Raw genomic sequence first — 21,735 nt, forward strand, 5'->3', positions numbered from 1 at the left:
CCATGGCGGCAGGACGCAACCGGGACGTCGAGCGCACGGTCGAGGACTTCCTCTCCTACGAGCACCACAACAGGGGATTGAGCGACCACACCTGCACCGCATACCGCCACGACGTGCTCGACTGCCTCGCCACCGTCTGCCCGGACGGCAGCGCGCTGGACGACGTCACCCTCGACGACCTGCGCGCCTGGATGGGCGTGCGCTCGCGGCAGGTGGCCAAGAGCAGCCTGGCACGCCAGGTCATCGCCGTACGCAACTTCTTCGCATGGGCGGCCCATGGCGGCACCATCGCCCATGACCCGGCGGCGGCACTGCGCATCCCCAAGGCGCAGAGCACGCTGCCCGAGGTGCTCAACGAGCGGCAGGCCGCCACGCTCATGGATACCATGGACCACGAAGTGGAGGAGCCGGCCGATCCTACCGACCCCCGGCAAATGCACGACTATGCGCTCGAGCTGCGGGACACGGCGATGCTCGAACTGCTGTACGCGACCGGGGTGCGCGTGGCGGAACTCGTGGGCCTCGACCTGGGCGACATCCACGAGGACACCCGCACCGTCAAGGTGACGGGCAAGGGCGACAAGCAGCGGATGGTGCCCTACGGCGTCCCCGCGCAGCATGCCGTGCGCGCATGGCTGGACCATGGCCGGCCGGTCCTGGCCCAGGCGTCCTCCGGCGGCGCCGTCTTCCTCGGTGCCCGCGGCGGCCGCATCGACCAGCGCGTCGTGCGCCAAGTGGTGCACGATGCGGCCGCCGCGGCCGAGGTGCCGGACATCGGCCCCCACGCCTTGCGGCATTCGGCGGCCACCCACATGCTCGACGGGGGAGCGGACCTGCGCGAGGTGCAGGAGATGCTGGGGCATTCCTCGATCTCGACCACGCAGCGCTATACGCATGTCTCCATCGAACAGCTCAAGGGACGCTATCGCCAGGCCTTCCCCCGGGCCTGAAACGCTGCCGTGACGGAACGGTTCCGGAAAACAGGGAGGCGCCGAAAAAGAGAACGTACCCATCATGGCATTGCCGTCAGCGAAATCATCGGCTGTCATCGTTGGGAATGTGTCGGTTTTCCAGATGAAAACGGTTGCTGTCGCTGGTGTTTGCCTTCAGAGAAACCAGCATTCTTTTGAATTTTCGTGGCCTTCCGGAATGGGAGTGTGGCACAATGTGGTGGTATTGCGCACGGTCCTGCTGCCGCGGGGGAGCGCGCATAGGTGGGAATACCTGCCTTTCCCAAGGAAATAGGAGTTCATCATGAAGAAGAAGGCCATGGCCATCGTCGCGGGTGTGTGCACCCTCGGCATGCTGCTGTCCGGCTGCGGCGGCTCCGGTGATTCCGGCGCGTCGTCCGCCAGCGGCAACAACGTCATCACCGCATACAACTCGGAACCGCAGAACGGCCTGATCCCGGGCGACACCAACGAGACCGGCGGCGGCAAGATCGGCCAGCTGCTGTTCGCCAACCTGGTGCGCTACAACTCGAAGGGCGACACCGAGATGGAGGTCGCCGAGTCCATCACCCCGAGCGACGACGCCACCCAGTACACCGTCAAGCTCAAGGACGGCTGGAAGTTCACCGACGGCACCCCGGTGACCGCCGAATCCTTCACCAAGGCCTGGAGCTACACCGCCAACGCGAAGAACGCACAGAAGTGCTCCTCGTTCTTCAGCTCCATCAAGGGCTATGACGAACTGCAGGATGCCGACTCCCTCAAGGGCGACGAGCAGCTGTCCGGCCTCAAGGTCGTCGACGACACGACCTTCACCGTCGACCTCAACGCCCCCGACTCGGTCTTCCCGATCAAGATCGGCTACCTGGCCTTCGCCCCGCTGCCGGAATCCTTCTACAAGGACCCGAAGGCCTTCGGCGAGAACCCGGTGGGCAACGGCATGTACAAGCTGGAGAAGTGGGACCACAACTCCCAGGTCGTGCTGGTGAAGAACCCTGACTACAAGGGCGAGGAAAAGCCGAAGAACGATGGCATCACCTTCAAGATCTACACCGACACCGAGGCTGCCTACGCCGACGTGCAGGCCGGAAACCTCGACGTGATGGACACCGTGCCGAGCTCCGCCACGAGGACCTTCGAGACCGATTCCTCCGTCGAGCCCTACAACAAGGCCGGCTCCGTCATCCAGACCTTCACCATTCCCGCGGGCATGAAGCACTGGGAGACCAACACCGAGGAAGGCCAGCTGCGTCGCCAGGCCCTCTCCATGGCCATCAACCGCGAGAACATCGTGGACAAGGTGCTCGGCGGCGTCGGCACCGTGGCCACCGATTTCACCGCACCGGTCATCCCCGGCTACTCCAAGGACCTCAAGGGCTCCGACAACCTCAAGTACAACGAGTCCAAGGCCAAGGAGCTGTGGGCCAAGGCCGAGGCCATCTCCAAGTACGACGGCACCCTGACCTTCTCCTACAACGCCGACGGCGGCGCCAAGCCTGTGTACGACGCCATCGTCAACTCCGTGAAGAACACGCTGGGCATCAAGGTCGAGAGCACCCCGATGCCGACCTTCCAGGAGTTCCGCAACGCCGTCTCCGACCGCAAGATCGACGGCGCCTTCCGTACCGGTTGGCAGCCTGACTATCCGTCGGCCGAGAACTACCTGTACCAGCTGTACGACTCGGCCGCCGCCGACGGCCACGGCTCCAACGACGGCGACTACAAGAACGCCGACGTGGACAAGCTCCTGGCCGAGGCCGCTTCCGCGACCAGCGAGGACGAGCGCATCGACCTGTTCCACCAGGCCGAGGAGATCCTCCTCGTGCAGCTGCCCGCCATCCCGCTGTACTACTCCAACGCGGACGGCGTGGCCGCCAAGGGCGTCAAGGGCTTCGAGATGGATTGGCAGAACCAGCCGATCTACGAGAACATGTCCAAGTGATCCAGGCGTGGCCGGCCTTGGCCGGCCGCCCGGGAACGCATACGGCGAGGGGCCGTGCGAATCTCGATCCGCACGGCCCCTCGCCGTATGCGTTCCCGGGTCAGTCCCGGTCGATGACGATGGTGTCGTCCTCGTCGCTGTCGAACTCGACCCGCACGGTCACGAACGATTGTCCCTCCATGGCGCCTCCTTCTCCGTCAGATGGCCGTTTCGGTTAGGGGCATTCAACCAAAGCTCCGCTCAGGGCGCAAGCGACGTCCCATCTCATGGACAGCACGATGTCCAAATGCTGTCCGAATGGCGGATGTTTCGTGCGCAAAACGTGTGGAATGTCCTTGGGATGCATCCTTCCCGCAACGGAAGTCAGCACATGCGGTAGACTTGCTGGGTACTTGGGGACCGCGCGCGTCATCTCGCACCGAGGAAGGGCGTACGGTCGAAAGAGGAATAAGGAGCAACCAATGGGCAAATATCTTCTGCGCCGAATCCTGCAGATGATCCCCGTGGTTCTTGGCACGACACTGTTGGTGTACGCGCTCGTCTTCGCATTGCCGGGAGACCCAGTCAAGGCGATGTTCGGCGACAAGCCAATCAACGAGGCAGTCGCCGCCCAGATCCGCGCGGAATACAATCTCGACAAGCCGTTCTTCGTGCAGTATCTCATCTTCCTGAAGAACGCGTTCACCTTGAACTTCGGGCAGACCTTCGCAGGCCAGCCGGTGATTTCCGAGATTGGCCGCGCATTCCCCGTCACCATCAAGCTGGCCTTGATGGCATTCGTCTTCGAGGCGATCTTCGGATGCGTCTTCGGCGTCATCTCCGGCTTGAAGAAGGGCAAGTGGTATGACTCCGTGATCCTGATCGTCTCGCTGCTGCTCATCTCCGTGCCCACCTTCGTCACCGGCTTCCTGGGGCAGTACTTCCTGGGCGTCAAGTGGCGTATCCTGCCGGTGACGGCGGGTGCCGACCCGGGCTTCCTCGACCTGCTGATGCCGGCCATGGTGCTTGGCTCGGTCTCCATGGCGTACATCATCCGCCTGGCACGTTCCGAGGTCTCCTCGAACGTGGCCCTGGACTACGTGCGCACCGCACGCGCCAAGGGCATGACCAACGGCGCGGTCACCTTCCGCCACATCCTGCGCAACTCCATGATCCCCGTGGTGACCTACCTCGGCCAGGACCTCGGCGCGCTCATGGGCGGCGCCATGATCACGGAACGCATCTTCAACATCCACGGCATCGGCAACCTGACCTACCAGAGCATCCTCAAGGGCGAGGCGAACATGGTCGTCTCCATCGTCACGCTGCTCACGCTCGTGTTCGTGGTCTGCAACCTGCTGGTCGACATGCTGTACGCGGCGCTCGATCCGCGCATCCGCTACGCGTGAAAGAGGGACATCGAATGACTGACATCACCAAACCGTTGCCGGGTCAGGAACGCTACGTCGCCCCGCTCGACGAGACGCCGCTGCGCGCCGTCGACAACGTCGACGAAACCGCCCCCGCCACGAGCATGTGGGCCGACGCATGGCGCACGCTGCGCAAGAACCCGCTGTTCATCATCTCGGGCATCCTCATCCTCTTCATCGTCTTCGTGGCGCTGTTCCCGGGGGTCTTCACCAAGAACGACCCGAACTACTGCAACCTCGACAACTACCTTGATGGCAGCCGTCCGGGCCACCCCTTCGGCTTCGACGCCCAGGGCTGCGACATCTACTCGCGCGTCGTCTACGGCACCCGCACTTCGCTGAGCGTCGGCATCCTGACCACGGTCATCGTGGTGGCCGTCGGCACGCTCATCGGCGCCATCGCCGGTTTCTTCGGCGGCTGGGTCGATGCGGTGCTCTCCCGCATCGTCGACATCTTCATGGCCATCCCGATGCTGCTCGGAGCCATCGTCGTGCTGCAGATGTTCCGCACCGTCACCTCCCTGTGGAAGGTCGTGCTCGTGCTCGCCCTCTTCGGCTGGGTCTCCACGGCCCGCATCGCCCGTGGCGCCGTCCTGTCCTCGAAGAACCTCGAGTTCAACACGGCGTCCACCGCACTGGGCTCCACCCCGATGCGCAACCTCTTCCGCCACATCCTGCCCAACTCGCTGGCGCCGATCATCGTCATCGCCACGACCTCGCTGGGCTCCTACATCGTGTCCGAGGCCACGTTGAGCTTCCTGGGCATCGGCCTGCCGAGCACCACGGTCAGCTGGGGCGGCGACATCTCGAACGCCCAGTCGATCCTGCGCACCAACCCGATGGTCCTGTTCTACCCGTCCGTGGCGCTGGCCATCACCGTGCTCGCATTCATCATGATGGGCGACGCCGTCAAGGACGCCCTCGACCCGAAGAGCCGCACGGCCTGATTTCGTTCGGAGAAGTGACAAGCAATGACTGATAACACCGAAACCATCGAGGACAAGCTCGACCAATTGCAGCGCAGCCAGGGACCCCTGCTCGAGGTCAAGGACCTGCAGGTGGACTTCGTCACCGACGAAGGCAAGCACGTGCACGCCGTGCGCGACTCCTCCTTCAGCGTCTACCCGGGCCAGTGGGTGGCCATCGTGGGCGAGTCCGGTTCGGGCAAGTCCACCTCCGCCATGGCCTGCCTCGGCCTGCTGCCGGGCACCGGCCAGGTGGTCGGCGGCTCCATCAAGCTCGACGGCACCGAGATCTCCCATTACACGCAGAAGGAATTCACGGCTGTCCGCGGCTCCAAGATGGGCCTGGTGCCCCAGGATCCGATGAGCAACCTCAACCCGGTGTGGCGCATCGGCACCCAGGTCAAGGAGGCCCTGACCGCCAACAACATGGACGTCTCCCACGAGAAGCGCTCCAGCCTGGCCAAGGCCCTGGCGGACGCCGACATCGAGATCAAGAGCGAAGGCGACGAGACCTTCCTGGGCTCCAAGGAGCTGCCGGCCCTCATGGAGGCCGCCGAACAGGCGCTGGTCAAGGCCGGTGTCAAGGGCGACCGCTTCGAGAAGTCCATGGAACGCTTCCGCCAGGAGTGGGTGGCCGGTTCCGAGACCCGCTGGCGCGTGGCCGACGACCTCATCAAGGCGGGCGTGAAGGACGACGACGCCTGGTACATCGCCAAGAAGTACGTGCTCGGCTCGACGGTGGAGGACCGCATCGCGGGCCTGCTCGACGAGGCCGGCCTGCCCGACGCGGCGACCCGCGCCCGCCAGTTCCCGCACGAGTTCTCCGGCGGCATGCGCCAGCGTGCGCTCATCGCCATCGGCCTGGCCTGCCGCCCTGAGCTGCTCATTGCCGACGAGCCCACCTCTGCGCTGGACGTGACGGTGCAGAAACGCATCCTCGACCACCTGCAGGACCTCACCGACTCCCTGGGCACCGCCGTGCTCTTCATCACGCACGACCTTGGCCTGGCCGCCGAGCGCGCCCAGCACATCGTGGTCATGTACAAGGGCCAGGTCGTAGAGTCCGGCCCCTCCTTGGAGGTGCTCCAGCAGCCCCAGCACCCGTACACGAAGCGCCTGGTGGCGGCGGCCCCGTCCCTCGCCTCGCAGCGCATCGTCTCCGTGGAGGAGCGCGGCGAGGACGCCTCGGCCATCATGGAGCACAAGGTCAACGAGGATTCCCTCGAGCATGCGGACACCGTCATCGAGGTGGACCACTTGACCCGCGAGTTCAAGCTGCCGCGTACCCGTGACATGTTCAAGGCAGTCGACGACGTGAGCTTCAAGGTCAAGCGCGGCACCACGCTGGCCATCGTGGGCGAGTCCGGCTCGGGCAAGTCCACCGTGGCGAACATGGTCCTGCGGCTCCTCAAGCCCACCTCCGGCAAGGTCACCTACAACGGCGAGGACATCTCGCAGTTCAAGGGCAAGGGCCTGCTGGACTTCCGCCGCCACGTGCAGCCGGTGTTCCAGAACCCCTACGGCTCCCTGGACCCGATGTACTCCATCTTCCGCTCGATCGAGGAGCCCCTGCGCATCCACAAGATCGGCGATGCCAAGAGCCGCCGTGCGCGCGTCAAGGAACTGCTCGACATGGTCGAGCTTCCCGAATCCGTCATGCAGCGTTATCCGAACGAGTTGTCGGGCGGCCAGCGCCAGCGCATCGCCATCGCGCGCGCCATGGCGCTCAATCCGGACGTCATCGTATGCGACGAGGCCGTCTCCGCGCTGGACGTGCTCGTCCAGGACCAGGTACTTCACCTGCTCAACGACCTCCAGGCCAAGAACGGCCTGAGCTACCTGTTCATCACGCACGACCTCGCCGTGGTCCGCCAGATCGCGGACGACGTGGTCGTCATGCAGCATGGCAAGCTCGTCGAGCACGGCACCACCGACGAGGTCTTCCTGCATCCCAAGCAGCAGTACACGCGCGACCTGCTCGACGCCATTCCCGGCGGCAAGCTGGAGCTGGGCCTCAACCTGGACTGAACGGGCCCGACCGACAGACGGATACGGGGAGGGGCGGACGACCCGCGGGTCGTCCGCCCCTCCCCGTATCCGTCTGTCGGTCGGGCCCGTTCAGATCTCCTCGGTGGGGTTGGGCTCGTCGTCGTCCGTCGGCTCGACCTCACCGTCGTCGCCCACCAGGGTGCCGTCCTCCTTCGCGAAGGTGTAGGCGGCCATATGGTGGGCCTTGCCGATCTTGTGGATCGAATCGAACAGGTCGAATGCCTGGGCGAAGATGATCAGCGAAAAGATCTCGTGCGACACCTCGCTGGTGAGCACGTCGCCGCCCGGCAGGCGGCCCAGCAGCACGAAGGCGAAGAACATGGTGGGGTAGATGAGCTGGCGCTGGTAGCTGTAGAAGAAGGTGCGGTTGCTCAGGTGGTAGAGCACGATCGGCACCAGGTTGACGGTGGAGAAGATGATCTGGATGAGCACCAGGATGCCGATGCCCTGGTTGAAGTTGTCGTAGAACACCTTGCCGAAGATGGCCAGGAACATGATCACGTACAGGTTGGCGAAAATCAGGTAGCCGAACTGCATGCGCCGCGAGTTCGTGAAGAAGCCCGCCACGAAGACCACGAACACGGAGACCTCCACGAAGATGTCGGCGACGAAGTCGGTGTGGTCGAACAGGGAGACGGCGGCGCCCACCAAGGTGACCGCCACCACGCACATGCAGACGATGAACCCCAAAGGCGTCTTCGCCCGCGTCGCCTTGTCCTTGTCCTTGCCATTGGTCGCCATGGTTCCTCTCTCCTCCGTTCCCGTGTCCCGCGGCACCGGGCGGTGCCGTCCCTGCCGTGCGCAACGCACGTGCCTTCCCCCACCGTAGGTGACGGCCGGCGTCCCCGGGGCGGTTTTCCTCTGTGCGCGCGAGACGGCACAGGCCGGCTGGTAGGCTCGGGAGCCATGACTGTGACGATCACCACCTCGAACATGAACGGCATCCGCGCCGCCAAGCGCAAGGGACTGCACAAGTGGGTCATGCGCAACACCCCCGACATCTGGTGCATGCAGGAAGTACGCGCACCGCAAAGCGAGATCGACCCCATCATCGCCGAGATCGCGCAGGACTACGTGGAGGCGGGCCGGCTGTCCGCTCCCGCCGACCTCGCCAGCAGCAACGAGGTGTGCAAGGTCAAGGGGAGGGCCGGCGTGGCCATCGTCAGCGACCTGCCCGTCCTCGAACGCCGCTACGGCCTGGAAGGCCTCGACGAAGACGTCGACACCGGACGGTGGATCGAGACGGACATCCGCACCCCGCAAGGCTACGTGATCACCGTCGTGTGCGTGTACGTGCACGCCGGCAACGTCGACGACCCCGTCAAGATGGGCCAGAAATACCGCTTCCTCGAGAAGATGACCGAACGGCTGGGACAGCTGCAGGACGAGGCGGCCCACGGCGGGCGGCAGGCGGTGGTCTGCGGCGACTACAACGTGGCCCACGAGGACATCGACATCAACAACCCGGCCGGCCACGTGCACAACTCCGGCTTCCTGCCCGAGGAACGCGCCTACCTGGACCGCTGGCTCAAGGACCTCGATTACGTGGACGTCATGCGCGACCTCGCCGGTGACATCCAGGGCCCCTACACCTGGTGGAGCATGCGCGGCCGTGCTTTCGACAACGACGCCGGCTGGCGGCTCGACTACCAGTTCGCCACCCCCGAACTGGCGCAGGCCGCCCGTGGTTTCGTGGTGGACAAGCCCGACAACTACTTCAAGCGGTGGAGCGACCATGCTCCGCTGACCATCACCTACGACGTGTGACCCTTTTCCATTGCCGCCCGTGAACCTCTCCCGTTCCGGCGGCGTCGTGGTACTGTGGGTGACAGTGCCGAACGGCCCGGTCGGGCACGGCGGCGATGCAAGCGCAACGATTCCAGGAAACGAGGAAAACCCATGGGTCTGTTCGGATTCGGCAAGAAGAAGAAAGACAAGCACGAGGACCAGGTCGAGGACGCTATCGCCTCCGAGACCGAGGACGAGGCAGCCGCGGTCGGCGAGGAGCTGGACGCGGACGCGGACACGGAAGGCGCGGACGGGACTGCCGCCTACGAGCGCGGCGTGGAGCTCGGACCGTGGGACATCGACGAGGACGACGCCCCCGACTACGACGAGTACCTCTCACTGGGTGCCTTCTACCTGCCCTTCGTGCAGGGCATCCAGCTGCGCATCAAGGCCAGCCGCGCCGACAACAGCCTCCTGGGCGCCACGGTGACCATCGGCCACTCCTCGCTGGAGCTCGAGGCCTTCGCCGCGCCGAAGACCATGGGCCTGTGGGATGACATCCGCGCCCGCATGCTGCAGAAGAACGCCGCCGCCAAGGAAGTGGAGGGCGTCTTCGGCACCGAGCTCGAGATGCCCGTCAAGACCGCCGACGGCAAGACCCACCCCACCCGCATCGTGGGCGTCGACGGGCCGCGCTGGATGCTGCGCGGCATCTTCTCCGGCACCGCCGCCCAGGATTCCGACGCCGAGGAGACCAAGGTCCTCAACGACTTCTTCTCCAAGGTGGTCGTGGACCGCGGCAGCGAGCCCCTTGCCCCGAACGACCTCATCCCGCTGAGCCAGCCGCTGACCCCGGGCGAACGCCGTGAGCTCGCCGAGAAGCAGGCCGGTGACGCCAACGACGCGCTGCGCCGTCCCGACGGCCCGCTCTCCAGCGACCAGCAGGTCGAGCAGGAGGCCACCCTCTCGCGTGGCCCCATGTTCTCCGAACTGCGCTAGGACAACCACATGACGTACCGGTCCGTGCCCACGAGCGTGGGCACGGACTTTCCGTCGGACGAAAGGACAGCATGACCGACGAACGCAAACGGACCGGGCTGGGGGCGCTCGCCTCCGCCGACGACGATTTCTCCGTGGTCGATGCCATCGGCGGCCCCCGCGGCGTGGTCGAGTCGATGGTGCCCGGCGTCCTGTTCGTGGCGATGTTCGTCATCACCGGCAAGCTGCAGCTGACCATTATCGTGTCGGCCGTGGTCGCCGTGCTGCAGGTGCTGGTGCGCCTCGTGCAGCGCCAGTCCGTCATGGGTGCGCTGAGCGGCCTCGTGGGCGTGGCGATCTGCCTGGTGTGGGCATGGAAGACCGGCGAGGCGCGCAACTACTACATGTACGGCTTCATCACGAACGCCGCCTACCTGGTGGTATTGCTCATCTCCCTGGCCTGCCGCGTGCCCGCCTTGGGATTCATCGTGGAATTCCTCCGGTCGCTGCCCACGGAGCATTTCCGGCAGTGGCTGGACGGCTGGCGTGCCGACCGCGCCCTCGTGCACGCCTACACCGTCGTCACATGGCTCTGGACGAGCGTATTCGCCCTGCGCCTGGTGGTGCAGGTGCCGTTGTACCTGACGGACCAAGTGGGCTGGCTGGGCGTGACGCGCCTGCTCATGGGCCTGCCGTTCTGGGCCCTGGCCATCTGGGTGTCCTACCTGATCGTGGCCACGCCCCTTCACCGGCACCGGCTCGCCGAGAAGGAACGGGAACGGCGCGAGGGCGCCGAAGAGGAACTGCAGACGCTGGAAGCGGAAGGGAAGGTCGAGGATGGCGACGAGCGCAACCGTCAGGATTGAGCGGTTTGCCGACCAGGGGCGCTGCGTGGCGCACCTGGACGGCCGGGTGGTCTTCGTGCGGTTCGCGTTGCCCGGTGAATTGGTGGAGATGGCCCTTGACCAGCCGCAGCGTGCCGACGCGCGCTTCTGGACCGCGGAAGTCACCAAGGTGCTCGAGCCCAGCCCACTGCGGGTTGAGCCGGCATGGCCCCAGGCGGGACCTCTGGCGTGGGGCGGCGGCCTGGGCGGCGCCGACCTGGTGCACGTGTCCCTCGAAGGCCAGCATGAGTGGAAGCGCGCGGTCGTGGAGGACCAGATGCGCCGGCTCGGCCATGTGGAGACGGACGTCGAGGTCGTGGCCATGCCGGGGGACGCGGCCCTGGATGGCATGCACTGGCGCACCCGCATCGAGATGGTGACCGACGAGCGAGGCCATGCCTCCATGCGCCGACGCGAATCGCACGTGCGTGTGCCGATCGACACGATGCCCCTGGCCACGCAGGCGCTGCTGGCCGTTGCGGACACCCATGGCGTCTGGGACGGCCTGGCACCGGACGGCCACCATATCCGCGTGGCCGCGCCCCAGCCCCGCACCGAGGACGGCGGCACCGGTCACGACGCCCTGCTGGAAGCGGTCGGGGACAACTACGGCATCCTCGTGGACGGCGCCTGCGTGGCCGGCAACGAACGGCTCACGGAACGCACCATGGTGGACGGCCATGCATTCGACTACCGGGTCGAGGCATCCGGTTTCTGGCAGATGCACCGCGAGGCGCCGCTGGCACTCCCGCAGTACGTCCTCGACCAGGTGCGCGGCCTGCTGCAAGGCAAGGACGGTGCCATTGCCTGGGACCTGTACTCCGGGTCCGGCCTGTTCACGCTGCCCCTGGCCACGCTGGCCGTCGCGCGGATGCTGTCCGTGGAAGGCGCACCCGACGCGGTGCGCAACGCCCGGCACAACCTCAAGGCTGCGGGCCTGCACGGCGTGAACGCCGTGCAGGGCGACGTGGCGAAGTCGCTGGCGCACGTACCGGATGCCCTGGCCCACCCGGACGTGGTGGTGCTCGACCCGCCGAGGGCCGGCGCCAAGGCGAAGGTCTGCCGGCAGATCGCCGCGTCCGGCGCCCGGGCGGTGGTGTACGTCGCCTGCGACCCGACGAGCCTGGCGCGCGACACCGCCACGCTTGCCGCCGAAGGCTACGAGCTGCGCGCCATCCGCGCCTTCGACATCTATCCCATGACACACCACGTGGAGACCGTGGCCACCTTCACCCGGGCCTGAACGGAGGGGAAGTGAACAAACGCATGGGCATCGGCATCCTGTTCAAGCTCGTCGTCGGCATCCTGGCGGCCATGGCCACCTTCGCCTTCTCGTCGTGCGCGCCGCACGGCGACGCGGTCGGCGACACCCAGCACCGGGAGCCCGAGATCTCCTACGATGCCGACCCGGGCGCCCCGCTCACGGTCGCCGTCATCGGCACGCCCGGCGGCAACGCCCTGGACGCGCCGCTGCTCAAGGCCCTGCAGTCCAAGCGGCTCATCCCGCGCTACACGAACACGTCCGGCATGGCGGACCCGGCGGCCGTCGGCCAGCAGGCCGTCGACGACGCCGTGCGCCAGCACGTCAAGCTCATCATGGTCGTCGGCCTGACCCTTGACGACGCCGACCGCACTGGCTGGGACGACGCCCTGTCCTTCGCACGCCGCGCCGGCATCTCCGTCGTGCTCACCGACCCCGTGGATACGCCCGCGGACGCCACGCTCTTCGCCGCCGTCTTCACCGTGGACAATGCGGCCGAGGACGCCGAGGCCATCGGAGACGCCGCCTACACCGTCATCAACGACTATCCGCACGCACGCGACATCACCGTCACTACGCGCACGGGTGAGGATTCCTGACTTGTTCGGGCACGGCGGGTAGGGTGAACGCATGAGCGAAACCACCAGCATGCCCACCGTCACGGAAGCCGGCCTGAACGCCCAGGAAGTCCGGGATCGCATGGAACGCGGCGAGAGCAACGCCGTGAAGTCCTCCTCGTCGCGTTCCCTCGCGGACATCGTGCGTGCCAACGTGTTCACGCTGTTCAACGGCATCATCCTGACCGCCATGGTCATGGTCCTCATCACCGGCTCCTGGAAGGACGCCGTCTTCGGCTTCGTCATCCTCATCAACACCGGCATCGGCATCGTCACCGAGCTGCGCGCCAAGCGCACGCTCGATCGGCTGTCCATCCTCGTCGCCTCCGACTACCTCGTGCGCCGTGGAGGCAAGGACGTCGAGGTCTCCCACAACGACATCGTCCTGGGCGACCTGCTCTGGGTCCGGGCCGGCGAGCAGATCCCCGCCGACGCGCAGATCGTGGAGGACTGGGGCCTGGAACTCGACGAGTCGATGATCACCGGCGAATCGCGCACCGTGCGCAAGAAGCCGGGCGACACCGTCTACTCCGGCTCCACCGCCGTGTCCGGCATGGCCCTGGTGCGCGTCACCGCCGTGGGCGCCCACAGCTACGCAGCCACGCTCACCGCGCAGGCCAAGGTGTACAAGAAGAACGTCTCCGACCTCAACAAGGGCATCAACACCATCCTCAAGTTCATGACCTTCCTGGTGGTGCCCCTGTGCATCCTACTCATCATCACGCAGATGAACGCCGTCGGCGGCTTCGCGCACGCCTTCACCACCGGCGCCTGGCGGCAGGCCGTCGTCTCCGCCGTCGCCGGCGTCGTCGGCATGGTCCCCGAAGGCCTCGTGCTGCTCACCTCGCTCAACTTCGCGCTCGCCGCCATCCGCCTGGCCCGCAAGAACACGCTCGTGCAGGACCTCGACTCCGTGGAGACCCTCGCCCGCGTCGACTGCCTCAACCTCGACAAGACCGGCACCATCACCGACGGCACCATCGTCTACGACGACTGCGCGCTGCTCGACGGCGCCGACCGCACCGCCACCCTGCAGGCCCTCTACGACCTGTCCAACGAAGCCAACCCCAACGGCACCGGCGCCGCCGTTCTCGCGGGCCTCTCCAAGCAGGGCGTCACCGCCGGTACCGTCGCCGAACGCGTCCCCTTCTCCAGCGCCCGCAAATGGAGCGCCGTCTCCTACGCCGGCGACGGCCCGCAGTCGGGCACGTGGACCATGGGCGCCCCCGAGGTCATCCTGGCCGCCCTCGACGGCGACCACGCCGACCTGCTGGCACGCGTCAACCGGCTCGCCCAGGACGGCAACCGCGTGCTGCTCGTCGTGCACGACCCGCACGCCGCCCCCGCCGGCTTCGTCGACCACCCCACGCTCGACGCCGGCGCCGTGCCCATGGGCCTGGTCACCTGCTCCGAGCACATCCGCGACGACGCCGAACCCACCCTCGCCTGGTTCCGCGAACAGGGCGTGCGCTGCCGCGTCATCTCCGGCGACAACCCCGTCACCGTCGGCGCCATCGCCGGCCGCGTCAAGCTCACCGGCGACCGCAAGCCCGTCGCCATGGACGCGCGCGAACTGCCCGAGGACCTCGACGAACTGGCGCGCACCCTCGAGGGCGTCGACGTGCTCGGCCGCGTGCTGCCCGAACAGAAGAAGGCGATCGTGCAGGCGCTGCACCGCACCGACCATGTCGTGGCGATGACCGGCGACGGCGTCAACGACGCGCTCGCCATCAAGGAAGCGGACCTGGGCATCGCCATGGGCAACGCCGCGCCCGCCACGAAGGCCGTCGCCGAGGTCGTGCTCGTCGACTCGAGGTTCTCGCACCTGCCCGACGTCGTGGCCCGCGGCCGACAGGTCATGGCGAACATGGAACGCGTCGCCAGCCTCTTCCTGACGAAGACGGTCTACTCGGCCCTCATCTCCTTCGGCGTGGTGCTCACCGCGATCTCCTACCCGTACCTGCCACGGCACATCAGCTACATCGGCGCGCTGACCATCGGCGCACCCGCCTTCCTGCTGGCCCTGGCGCCTAACACGCGCCGCTACATGCCCGGTTTCCTGCGCCGCGTCTTCGCCTTCTCCCTGCCCTGCGGCATCGCGACGGCCCTGGCCGTGCTGCTGAGCGCCTGGTTCGTACCTTCCCTCATGGGCTGGGCGCGCCCCGTGGCTGGCGACGACCTCTTTTGGCTGCGTTCGATGTGCGCGACCGCGCTGTTCCTCATGGGCATCTACGTGCTCGCCCGCGTCGCCCGGCCGCTCAACTCATGGCGCGGCTGGCTGGTCGCAGCCTTCGCCGCCGTCGGCGTGCTCGGCATGTGCATCCCCTTCGTGGCGAACTTCTTCGCCTTCGGGCTGCCCGGCGGCAAGGGACTGCTCACCCTGGGACTCCAGTTGGTTATCGCCTCCCTGCTGTTCGCAACCTGCATGTGGATCATCCCCAGGCTGCTGCCCGCCGCCACGGACTCGGTCATCTCACGATACAAGCGGCTGCGCGGGAAGAAGTAGGATCCCACGGTAACGTGGGGGCGAGGGGCGGGCCGCGCCTGTGCCTGCCATGAGGAAACAGTTCGGAGGAACCACATGTCCCTGCGCGACGAACAGCGTGACATCCTTACCGTCGGGGACCGGCAGGTCGAGTACTACCGCATCGCCGACCTCAAGGGCATCGACCATCTGCCGTATTCGCTCAAGGTGCTCGTGGAGAACCTCGTGCGCAACGAGGACGGCGCCAACATCACCGACGCACACGTGCGCGCGTTGCTCGACTGGGAACCGGCGGCCGACCCCAGCCACGAGATCCAGTTCACGCCCTCGCGCGTGGTCATGCAGGATTTCACCGGCGTGCCCTGCGTGGTCGATCTGGCCACCATGCGCGACGCGGTCAAGGACCTCGGCGGCAACCCGGAGGTCATCAACCCGCAGGTGCAGTCGGACATGATCATCGACCACTCCGTGCAGATCGACGCCTACGGCGTGGACGACGCCGTGCAGATCAACATGGACATCGAATACCAGCGCAACGGCGAACGCTACCAGTTCCTGCGCTGGGGCCAGCAGGCCTTCGAGAACTTCCGCGTGGTGCCGCCGGGCACCGGCATCATCCACCAGGTCAACATCGAGTACCTGGCCAGCGTCGTCATGACCAAGGCGCTCGCCGACGGCGCCACCTTGGCCTACCTCGACTCCTGCGTGGGCACCGACTCGCATACCACCACCGTCAACGGCCTGGGCGTGCTCGGCTGGGGCGTCGGCGGCATCGAGGCCGAGGCCGCCATGCTCGGCCAGCCGATCTCCATGCTCGTGCCGCGCGTCGTCGGCTTCAAGCTCAAGGGCTCCATCCCCGAAGGCGTCACCGCCACGGACGTGGTGCTCACCATCACCGACATCCTGCGCCGGCACGGCGTCGTCGGCAAGTTCGTGGAATTCTACGGCGAGGGCATCGCCGAGGTGCCGCTGGCCAACCGCGCCACCATCGGCAACATGAGCCCCGAGTTCGGCTCCACCTGCGGCATCTTCCCGATCGACGAGGTCACCTGCGACTACCTGCGCCTGACCGGCCGCTCCGAGGAGCAGGTCGAGCTCGTGCGCGCCTACGCCAAGGCCAACAAGCTGTGGCACGACGTCAACGACCCCGACTACGTGGAGCCGCGCTACTCCGAATACCTCGAACTGGACCTGTCGACCGTGGTGCCGTCCATCGCCGGCCCCAAGCGCCCGCAGGACCGCATTGCGCTGTCCGAGTCCAAGCGCCTCTTCGAGGAGACCCTGCCCGGCTACGTGGGCAACGACACCGAGTATGACCCGGTATCCGTGTCCACCGCCTTCCGCGGCGACTTCGAGATCACCAACGGCGACGTGGCCATCGCCTCCATCACCTCCTGCACCAACACCTCCAACCCCTCCGTCATGATCGCCGCCGGCCTCATCGCCCGCAACGCCGTGGCCAGGGGGCTGCGCCCCAAGCCGTGGGTGAAGACCTCCCTGGCGCCGGGCTCGCAGGTCGTCGCCGACTATCTCGCCCAGGCCGGCCTGCAGGAGGACCTCGACAAGCTCGGCTACCAGCTCGTCGGCTTCGGCTGCGCCACCTGCATCGGCAACTCCGGACCGCTGCTGCCCGAGATCTCCGAGGCCATCAACGCACACGACCTGACCGTGACGGCCGTGCTCTCCGGCAACCGCAACTTCGAGGGCCGCATCAGCCCCGACGTCAAGATGAACTACCTGGCGTCCCCGCCGCTGGTGATCGCCTACGCGCTCGCCGGCACCATGGACTTCGACTTCGCCACCCAGCCGCTGGGCCAGGACCCTGCCGGCCGCGACGTCTACCTCAAGGACATCTGGCCGACCAACGAGGAGGTCGAGCGCGTGGTGGCGGGCAACGTGAACCGTGAGATGTTCCTCAAGGACTACGCCTCCGTCTTCGAGGGCGACGCACGCTGGAAGGGCCTTGACGTGCCCGAGGGCGAGCTCTTCGCCTGGGACCCGGACTCCACCTACGTACGCAAGCAGACCTTCTTCGACGGGATGACCGCTGAGCCGGCGCCCGTGGTCGACATCCACGGCGCGCGCACGCTGGCACTCCTGGGCGACTCGGTGACCACGGACCACATCTCCCCGGCGGGAGCCTTCAAGGCGAGCAGCCCGGCCGGCGAGTACCTCGTGGCGCACGGCGTGGAACCCAAGGACTTCAATTCCTACGGTTCGCGCCGCGGCAACCACGAGGTCATGGTGCGCGGCACCTTCGGCAACATCCGCCTGCGCAACCTCCTGCTCGGTTCCGTGGGCGAACAGATTGTGCCCGGCGGCTACACCTACGACTTCCTGGCCATGAAGCCCACCACCATCTACGAGGCGTCGCGCGACTATATCGCCAACGGCATCCCGCTGGTGGTGCTCGGCGGCAAGGAGTACGGCACCGGCTCCTCGCGCGACTGGGCCGCCAAGGGCACCGCGATGCTCGGCGTGAAGGCCGTGATCGTGGAAAGCTTCGAGCGCATCCACCGCTCCAACCTCATCGGCATGGGCGTGCTGCCCCTGCAGTTCCCCGAGGGCGAATCCGCGCAGTCCCTGGGCCTGGACGGCACCGAGCTATACGACATCGAGGGCATTGAGGAGCTCAACCAGGGCCGCACCCCGAAGAGCGTGCACGTCTCCGCCACCCATAAGGACGGTTCGCGCACCGAGTTCGAGGCCGTGGTGCGCATCGACACCCCCGGCGAGGCCGACTACTACCGCAACGGCGGCATCCTGCAGTATGTGCTGAGGAACCTCATGGCGCAGTAGGCCGAACCGCCATTCGTGCACGCCCGTGGAACAACCCATGGGCGTGCACTACAATGGGGCGGCATGAACAACAAGACACATGCACTGATCATCGTCGACGTGCAGCCGACGTTCTGCGAAGGGGGCGAGCTCGGCGTCGAGGGCGGCAACGCCGTAGCCGCGCGCATCCATGACTTCGTCGAGGCCAACCGCGACCGCTATGCACTCCTCGTCACCACCCAGGACTGGCATGTCGACCCCGGCAGCCACTGGTCCGAGCATCCCGACTTCGTGGACACCTGGCCCAGGCACGGCGTGGCCGGCAGTCCGAACGCGCAGCTGCACCCGGACATCGCGTCCCTCGGCATCGACCACCACATCAAGAAAGGCCAGTACGCGGCCGCCTACTCCGGCTTCGAGGGCGTGGAGGACAACACCGACACCGTACCGACCCGCGAGGAAGCCAACCAGGCGGCGCTCGACCGACCCACGCTGGATACGCTCCTGCACGACCACGGCATCACCGGCGTCGACGTCGTCGGCCTTGCCCTGTCGCACTGCGTGAAGGACACCGCACTCGACGCGCTGGCCCGCGGCTACGACGTGCGCGTCTGGCGGGACCTGAGCGCGCCCGTCAGCCCGGAACTGGGGGAGCGGGCGGTCAACGAGCTGATGACCCGTGGCGCCATCGTCATCGAAGGGGCGGAATATGTCGATTGATGCCAGCGAGAAGCCACTGTCCAAGGTCTTCACGAGCGACTACCGCTTCGTCATCCCCACCTTCCAGCGCGCCTACCAGTGGCGCCGCCCGCAGATGACGCAACTCATCGACGACGTCATCGACGCCTGCGTGGCGCACGGCCCGTACTTCCTGGGTTCCTTGATCCTCGTGCGCGAGGACGGCAACCTCTATCAGGTCATCGACGGCCAACAGCGCCTCGTCTCCCTGTCCATCGTCTTCGCGGTGCTGCGCGAACTTGAGGAGGACCCACAGCTGCGCGCCAGCCTCGACGGCCTGCTCGTGGAGGCCGGCGACAAGCTGCGCGGCATCGCCAGCGAGCCGCGCCTCGCCCTGCGCGACCGCGACGAGGGCTTCTTCCGCGAATACGTGCAGTCCGGCGACCTTGAGGCGCTCTTCGACCTGCGCGAACAGGACTGCGACACCCAGGCGCAGCGCAACATCATGGACAACGCGCGCTGCGCCTACAACGAGCTGGCGAAGATGAGCGACGAGGAGCGGCGGCAGTTCGCCGGCTACCTGGTCAACGACGTCATGTTCGTCATCGTCACCACCGACGACCTGTCCGGCGCCTACCGCATCTTCGACGTGATGAACATGCGCGGCATGCCGCTGACCGCCTCGGACGTGTTCAAGGCGAAGGTTGTCTCGCACATCTCGCCCGCGGCCCGTGACGCCTACGCGCGCTACTGGGACGACATCATGGAGCCCTTCGGCGACGACACGGTGCGCATCGAATCCTTCTTCCGCGACCTGCACCTCATCCTCACCGGCAAACCGATGTGCGAACAGCTGCTCGCCGACTTCGCCGATGATGTGCTCGTCGACTACTTCGACAAGGACGCCGCCATCGACTTCATCGACGAGGTGCTTCGCCCCTACGTGACCGCCTGGCAGATCCTCGAACGGCCCACCGACAGCGTGCTGCGCGGCGGCGCGGTGGACCTGCTCGTCGGGCTTGCCGACTACCCGACGGTGGACTGGAAGCCCGTGGCCATGTGGGCGGTGGTCCACTCCATCGGCAACCTCGACGACCCGGACGTGAACGTCTTCGGCGACGACGGCGTGGCCGCCCAACTGCATGACCTGACCCGGCTCGCCGAGATCCTGCGTGCCCTCGACCGCGTCACCGGCGTCGACGCGCTCAACGGCGAAGGCACCGTGGAACGGCGCACGCGCGCCTGCAGCGCGATCCGCGAACTGGCCAAGGGCGCCCCCATCCAACGCATCGGCGGCTTCGTGGTGACCGGCGACCAACAGCGCGCCGCCATGCTGCACCTGCGCGGCGAACTGACCATCGACGACGCCATGAAGCGCCTGCTCCTGGTGCGCGCCAACGAACAGCTCGCCGGGCGGCGCATCACCCGGCCGCGCAGCCTCAACGCCATCCGCCTGCTGCCCGAACACGTCTCCGCGCAGTCCGAGTTCGCCACGTGGCCCGCCGACCAGTGCGACTACTGGGTGGACCGCATCGGCAACTACGTGCTCAGCCAGGCCAGCGAGAAAAGCGTGCACGAACTGCAGACTTTCGACGACCGGCGCGGAAGGCTCCTGCAAAGCTCCGCTTCCCGCCGTTTCCCGCTGACCGACGAGCTGAGCAAGCTCGCCGCACTCACCCCGGAGGCGCTCGCCGCCAGGCAGGAGGAGACGGTGCGGCTGATCGCCAAGGAGTGGGACCTGCGCTATGACGAGCAGCACCAGGACCTCACCGCCGTGGAGGAGTCGAAGCTGGGCGGCAGTGACCACCGTGTCCGCCCCACCGCCAAGCGCGTGACCGTGGCCGAAGCCGTGCGTGCTGGGCTCCTGGCCGTGGGGGAGACCCTGGTGTGGGAGCGCCCGCGCAAGCATGAACGCTGGGAGGTGACCGTGACTGCGGACGGCCTGAAACTGTCGGACGGACGCGAATTCAGCTCGCCGACCGCCGCTGCCAAGGCCGTGAACGGCGGCTCGAACGCCAGTCTGAGTGTGTGGAAGAGGGAAAGCACGGGGCAGTCCCTGTCGGACGTGTGGAAGAGCTACCGCAAGCGGCACTGAGGTGGCGTAGGTGCTGGGCGCAACTGCGGGATGGCGGCCATTCACCCAAGAGAATGGCCGCCATCCCGCAGTTGTGCAGCTCTTCGCGTTTGAATGCGTAAGGGTCGTGTCTCATCATTGGCTGCGAAATCAAGAGAAGATATGCCGGAGTGCTCAGCGGTAGGCTCGAGGCCCCGCGGATGATGCATTTTCCGCACCCTGGACAGCTATGCCGTCTCCAACGATTGCCTATCTGTCTTAAGTGCGAGTTTCGGGACGTTGTTGGGAGTCTATCTGTCTTAAGTGCGAGCCCCTGTGCGCTGGCATATACCTGATGAAATTACGTTTCAAATGGTTTTGACATTATTCGCCGGTTTTGTTAATTAACCGTGTGTTTTTCTGGCGTCCTTGGGTGACGGCTACGGCATCATGCCCGCACTTAAGGCAGATAGACTCCCGGCACCGTCCCGAAACTCGCATTTAAGGCAGATAGCCGAGGAGATAGGTGGAGCACGCTCGATGAAAAGGACTGTCTGCATGATTCTGCCCTGAAGCTGTCATGAAACCCTTACGCACGCAAACGCGAAACGCCAGTTATGCACCTTGCCGTTGTATCCATTGGCGGTGTTTCGAGGATTTGTGGTGCCCGTGGGGTTGTGTGCCGATTGTTGGTGTGTGTGGGTATGGGAAAGGGTCATCGCCTAGAATTCCGTAAAAGCAAACATTCAAGATTCCAAGGAGATGACCCCTGATGGACAGGGTAGTCGATAGCGATGTCATGACCTTCGAGCAGATGCCGTTGGACGCGGACGGCTGCGTGGATTCCAGCCGTCCGGCAGTGCGCCTGGTGCAGGACTGTTCGTGGCAGCGGTGCGTGGTGCACCTGGAACGTGACATGATGGGCAGGATCCGTGGCCGCAAGGACGCGGCGCGGGCC

15 protein-coding genes are annotated in these 21,735 nt (G+C 66.3%); 14 read left to right on the top strand and 1 reads right to left on the bottom strand.

Annotation, left to right across the window (positions count from 1 at the left end):
* Positions 1-2 precede the first annotated feature (2 nt).
* From BCUN_RS00520 to BCUN_RS00540, 5 genes are all read left to right on the top strand, one after another.
* Positions 3-950 carry a tyrosine recombinase XerC gene (locus BCUN_RS00520; protein WP_033514875.1) on the top strand — a complete coding sequence of 316 codons (948 nt, stop codon included), beginning with the start codon at positions 3-5 and terminating at the stop codon, positions 948-950.
* Between the two features lie 304 nt (positions 951-1,254).
* A complete protein-coding gene (locus BCUN_RS00525; protein ID WP_033514877.1) occupies positions 1,255-2,892 on the top strand; it encodes a peptide ABC transporter substrate-binding protein in 1,638 nt (545 codons plus the stop codon).
* 461 nt (positions 2,893-3,353) lie between these two features.
* Positions 3,354-4,280, top strand: coding sequence for an ABC transporter permease (locus BCUN_RS00530; protein ID WP_033518484.1), 927 nt, complete (start codon positions 3,354-3,356; stop codon positions 4,278-4,280).
* Between the two features lie 14 nt (positions 4,281-4,294).
* Positions 4,295-5,248, top strand: coding sequence for an ABC transporter permease (locus tag BCUN_RS00535; protein ID WP_033518485.1), 954 nt, complete (start codon positions 4,295-4,297; stop codon positions 5,246-5,248).
* Positions 5,249-5,272: 24 nt separating this feature from the next.
* Positions 5,273-7,294 (top strand): dipeptide ABC transporter ATP-binding protein, encoded by a 2,022-nt coding sequence (locus tag BCUN_RS00540; RefSeq protein ID WP_033518487.1) that lies wholly within the window; start codon positions 5,273-5,275, stop codon positions 7,292-7,294.
* 90 nt (positions 7,295-7,384) lie between these two features.
* Here BCUN_RS00540 and BCUN_RS00545 read toward each other — a convergent pair whose 3' ends face one another.
* Positions 7,385-8,056 (bottom strand): hypothetical protein, encoded by a 672-nt coding sequence (locus BCUN_RS00545; RefSeq protein ID WP_051920390.1) that lies wholly within the window; start codon positions 8,054-8,056, stop codon positions 7,385-7,387.
* A gap of 165 nt (positions 8,057-8,221) precedes the next feature.
* Between BCUN_RS00545 and BCUN_RS00550 the strand changes: the two genes are divergently transcribed.
* From BCUN_RS00550 to BCUN_RS00590, 9 genes are all read left to right on the top strand, one after another.
* Complete coding sequence (locus BCUN_RS00550; RefSeq protein WP_033516892.1) at positions 8,222-9,082, top strand: exodeoxyribonuclease III; 861 nt, start codon at positions 8,222-8,224, stop codon at positions 9,080-9,082.
* Between the two features lie 132 nt (positions 9,083-9,214).
* Positions 9,215-10,042, top strand: coding sequence for a DUF3710 domain-containing protein (locus BCUN_RS00555; RefSeq protein ID WP_033516894.1), 828 nt, complete (start codon positions 9,215-9,217; stop codon positions 10,040-10,042).
* A gap of 71 nt (positions 10,043-10,113) precedes the next feature.
* Positions 10,114-10,887 (top strand): DUF3159 domain-containing protein, encoded by a 774-nt coding sequence (locus BCUN_RS00560; RefSeq protein WP_033516896.1) that lies wholly within the window; start codon positions 10,114-10,116, stop codon positions 10,885-10,887.
* On the top strand, positions 10,859-12,148 hold the full coding sequence (locus BCUN_RS00565; RefSeq protein ID WP_033516897.1) for a class I SAM-dependent RNA methyltransferase: 1,290 nt from the start codon (positions 10,859-10,861) through the stop codon (positions 12,146-12,148). The genes BCUN_RS00560 and BCUN_RS00565 overlap by 29 nt, the downstream gene beginning before the upstream one ends.
* Positions 12,149-12,159: 11 nt before the next feature.
* A complete protein-coding gene (locus BCUN_RS00570) occupies positions 12,160-12,765 on the top strand; it encodes a type 1 periplasmic-binding domain-containing protein (protein ID WP_051920392.1) in 606 nt (201 codons plus the stop codon).
* A gap of 31 nt (positions 12,766-12,796) precedes the next feature.
* Positions 12,797-15,289, top strand: coding sequence for an HAD-IC family P-type ATPase (locus BCUN_RS00575; RefSeq protein ID WP_033516899.1), 2,493 nt, complete (start codon positions 12,797-12,799; stop codon positions 15,287-15,289).
* Positions 15,290-15,364: 75 nt separating this feature from the next.
* Complete coding sequence (gene acnA, locus BCUN_RS00580; RefSeq protein WP_033516901.1) at positions 15,365-18,067, top strand: aconitate hydratase AcnA; 2,703 nt, start codon at positions 15,365-15,367, stop codon at positions 18,065-18,067.
* A 63-nt stretch (positions 18,068-18,130) separates the two neighbouring features.
* A complete protein-coding gene (locus tag BCUN_RS00585) occupies positions 18,131-18,766 on the top strand; it encodes an isochorismatase family protein (protein ID WP_033516903.1) in 636 nt (211 codons plus the stop codon).
* Complete coding sequence (locus BCUN_RS00590; RefSeq protein WP_033516905.1) at positions 18,756-20,819, top strand: GmrSD restriction endonuclease domain-containing protein; 2,064 nt, start codon at positions 18,756-18,758, stop codon at positions 20,817-20,819. Before BCUN_RS00585 ends, BCUN_RS00590 begins: the two co-directional genes overlap by 11 nt.
* Positions 20,820-21,735 lie beyond the last annotated feature (916 nt).

It is taken from the genome of Bifidobacterium cuniculi, from assembly GCF_000741575.1.
Taxonomy (GTDB): Bacteria; Actinomycetota; Actinomycetes; order Actinomycetales; family Bifidobacteriaceae; genus Bifidobacterium; species Bifidobacterium cuniculi.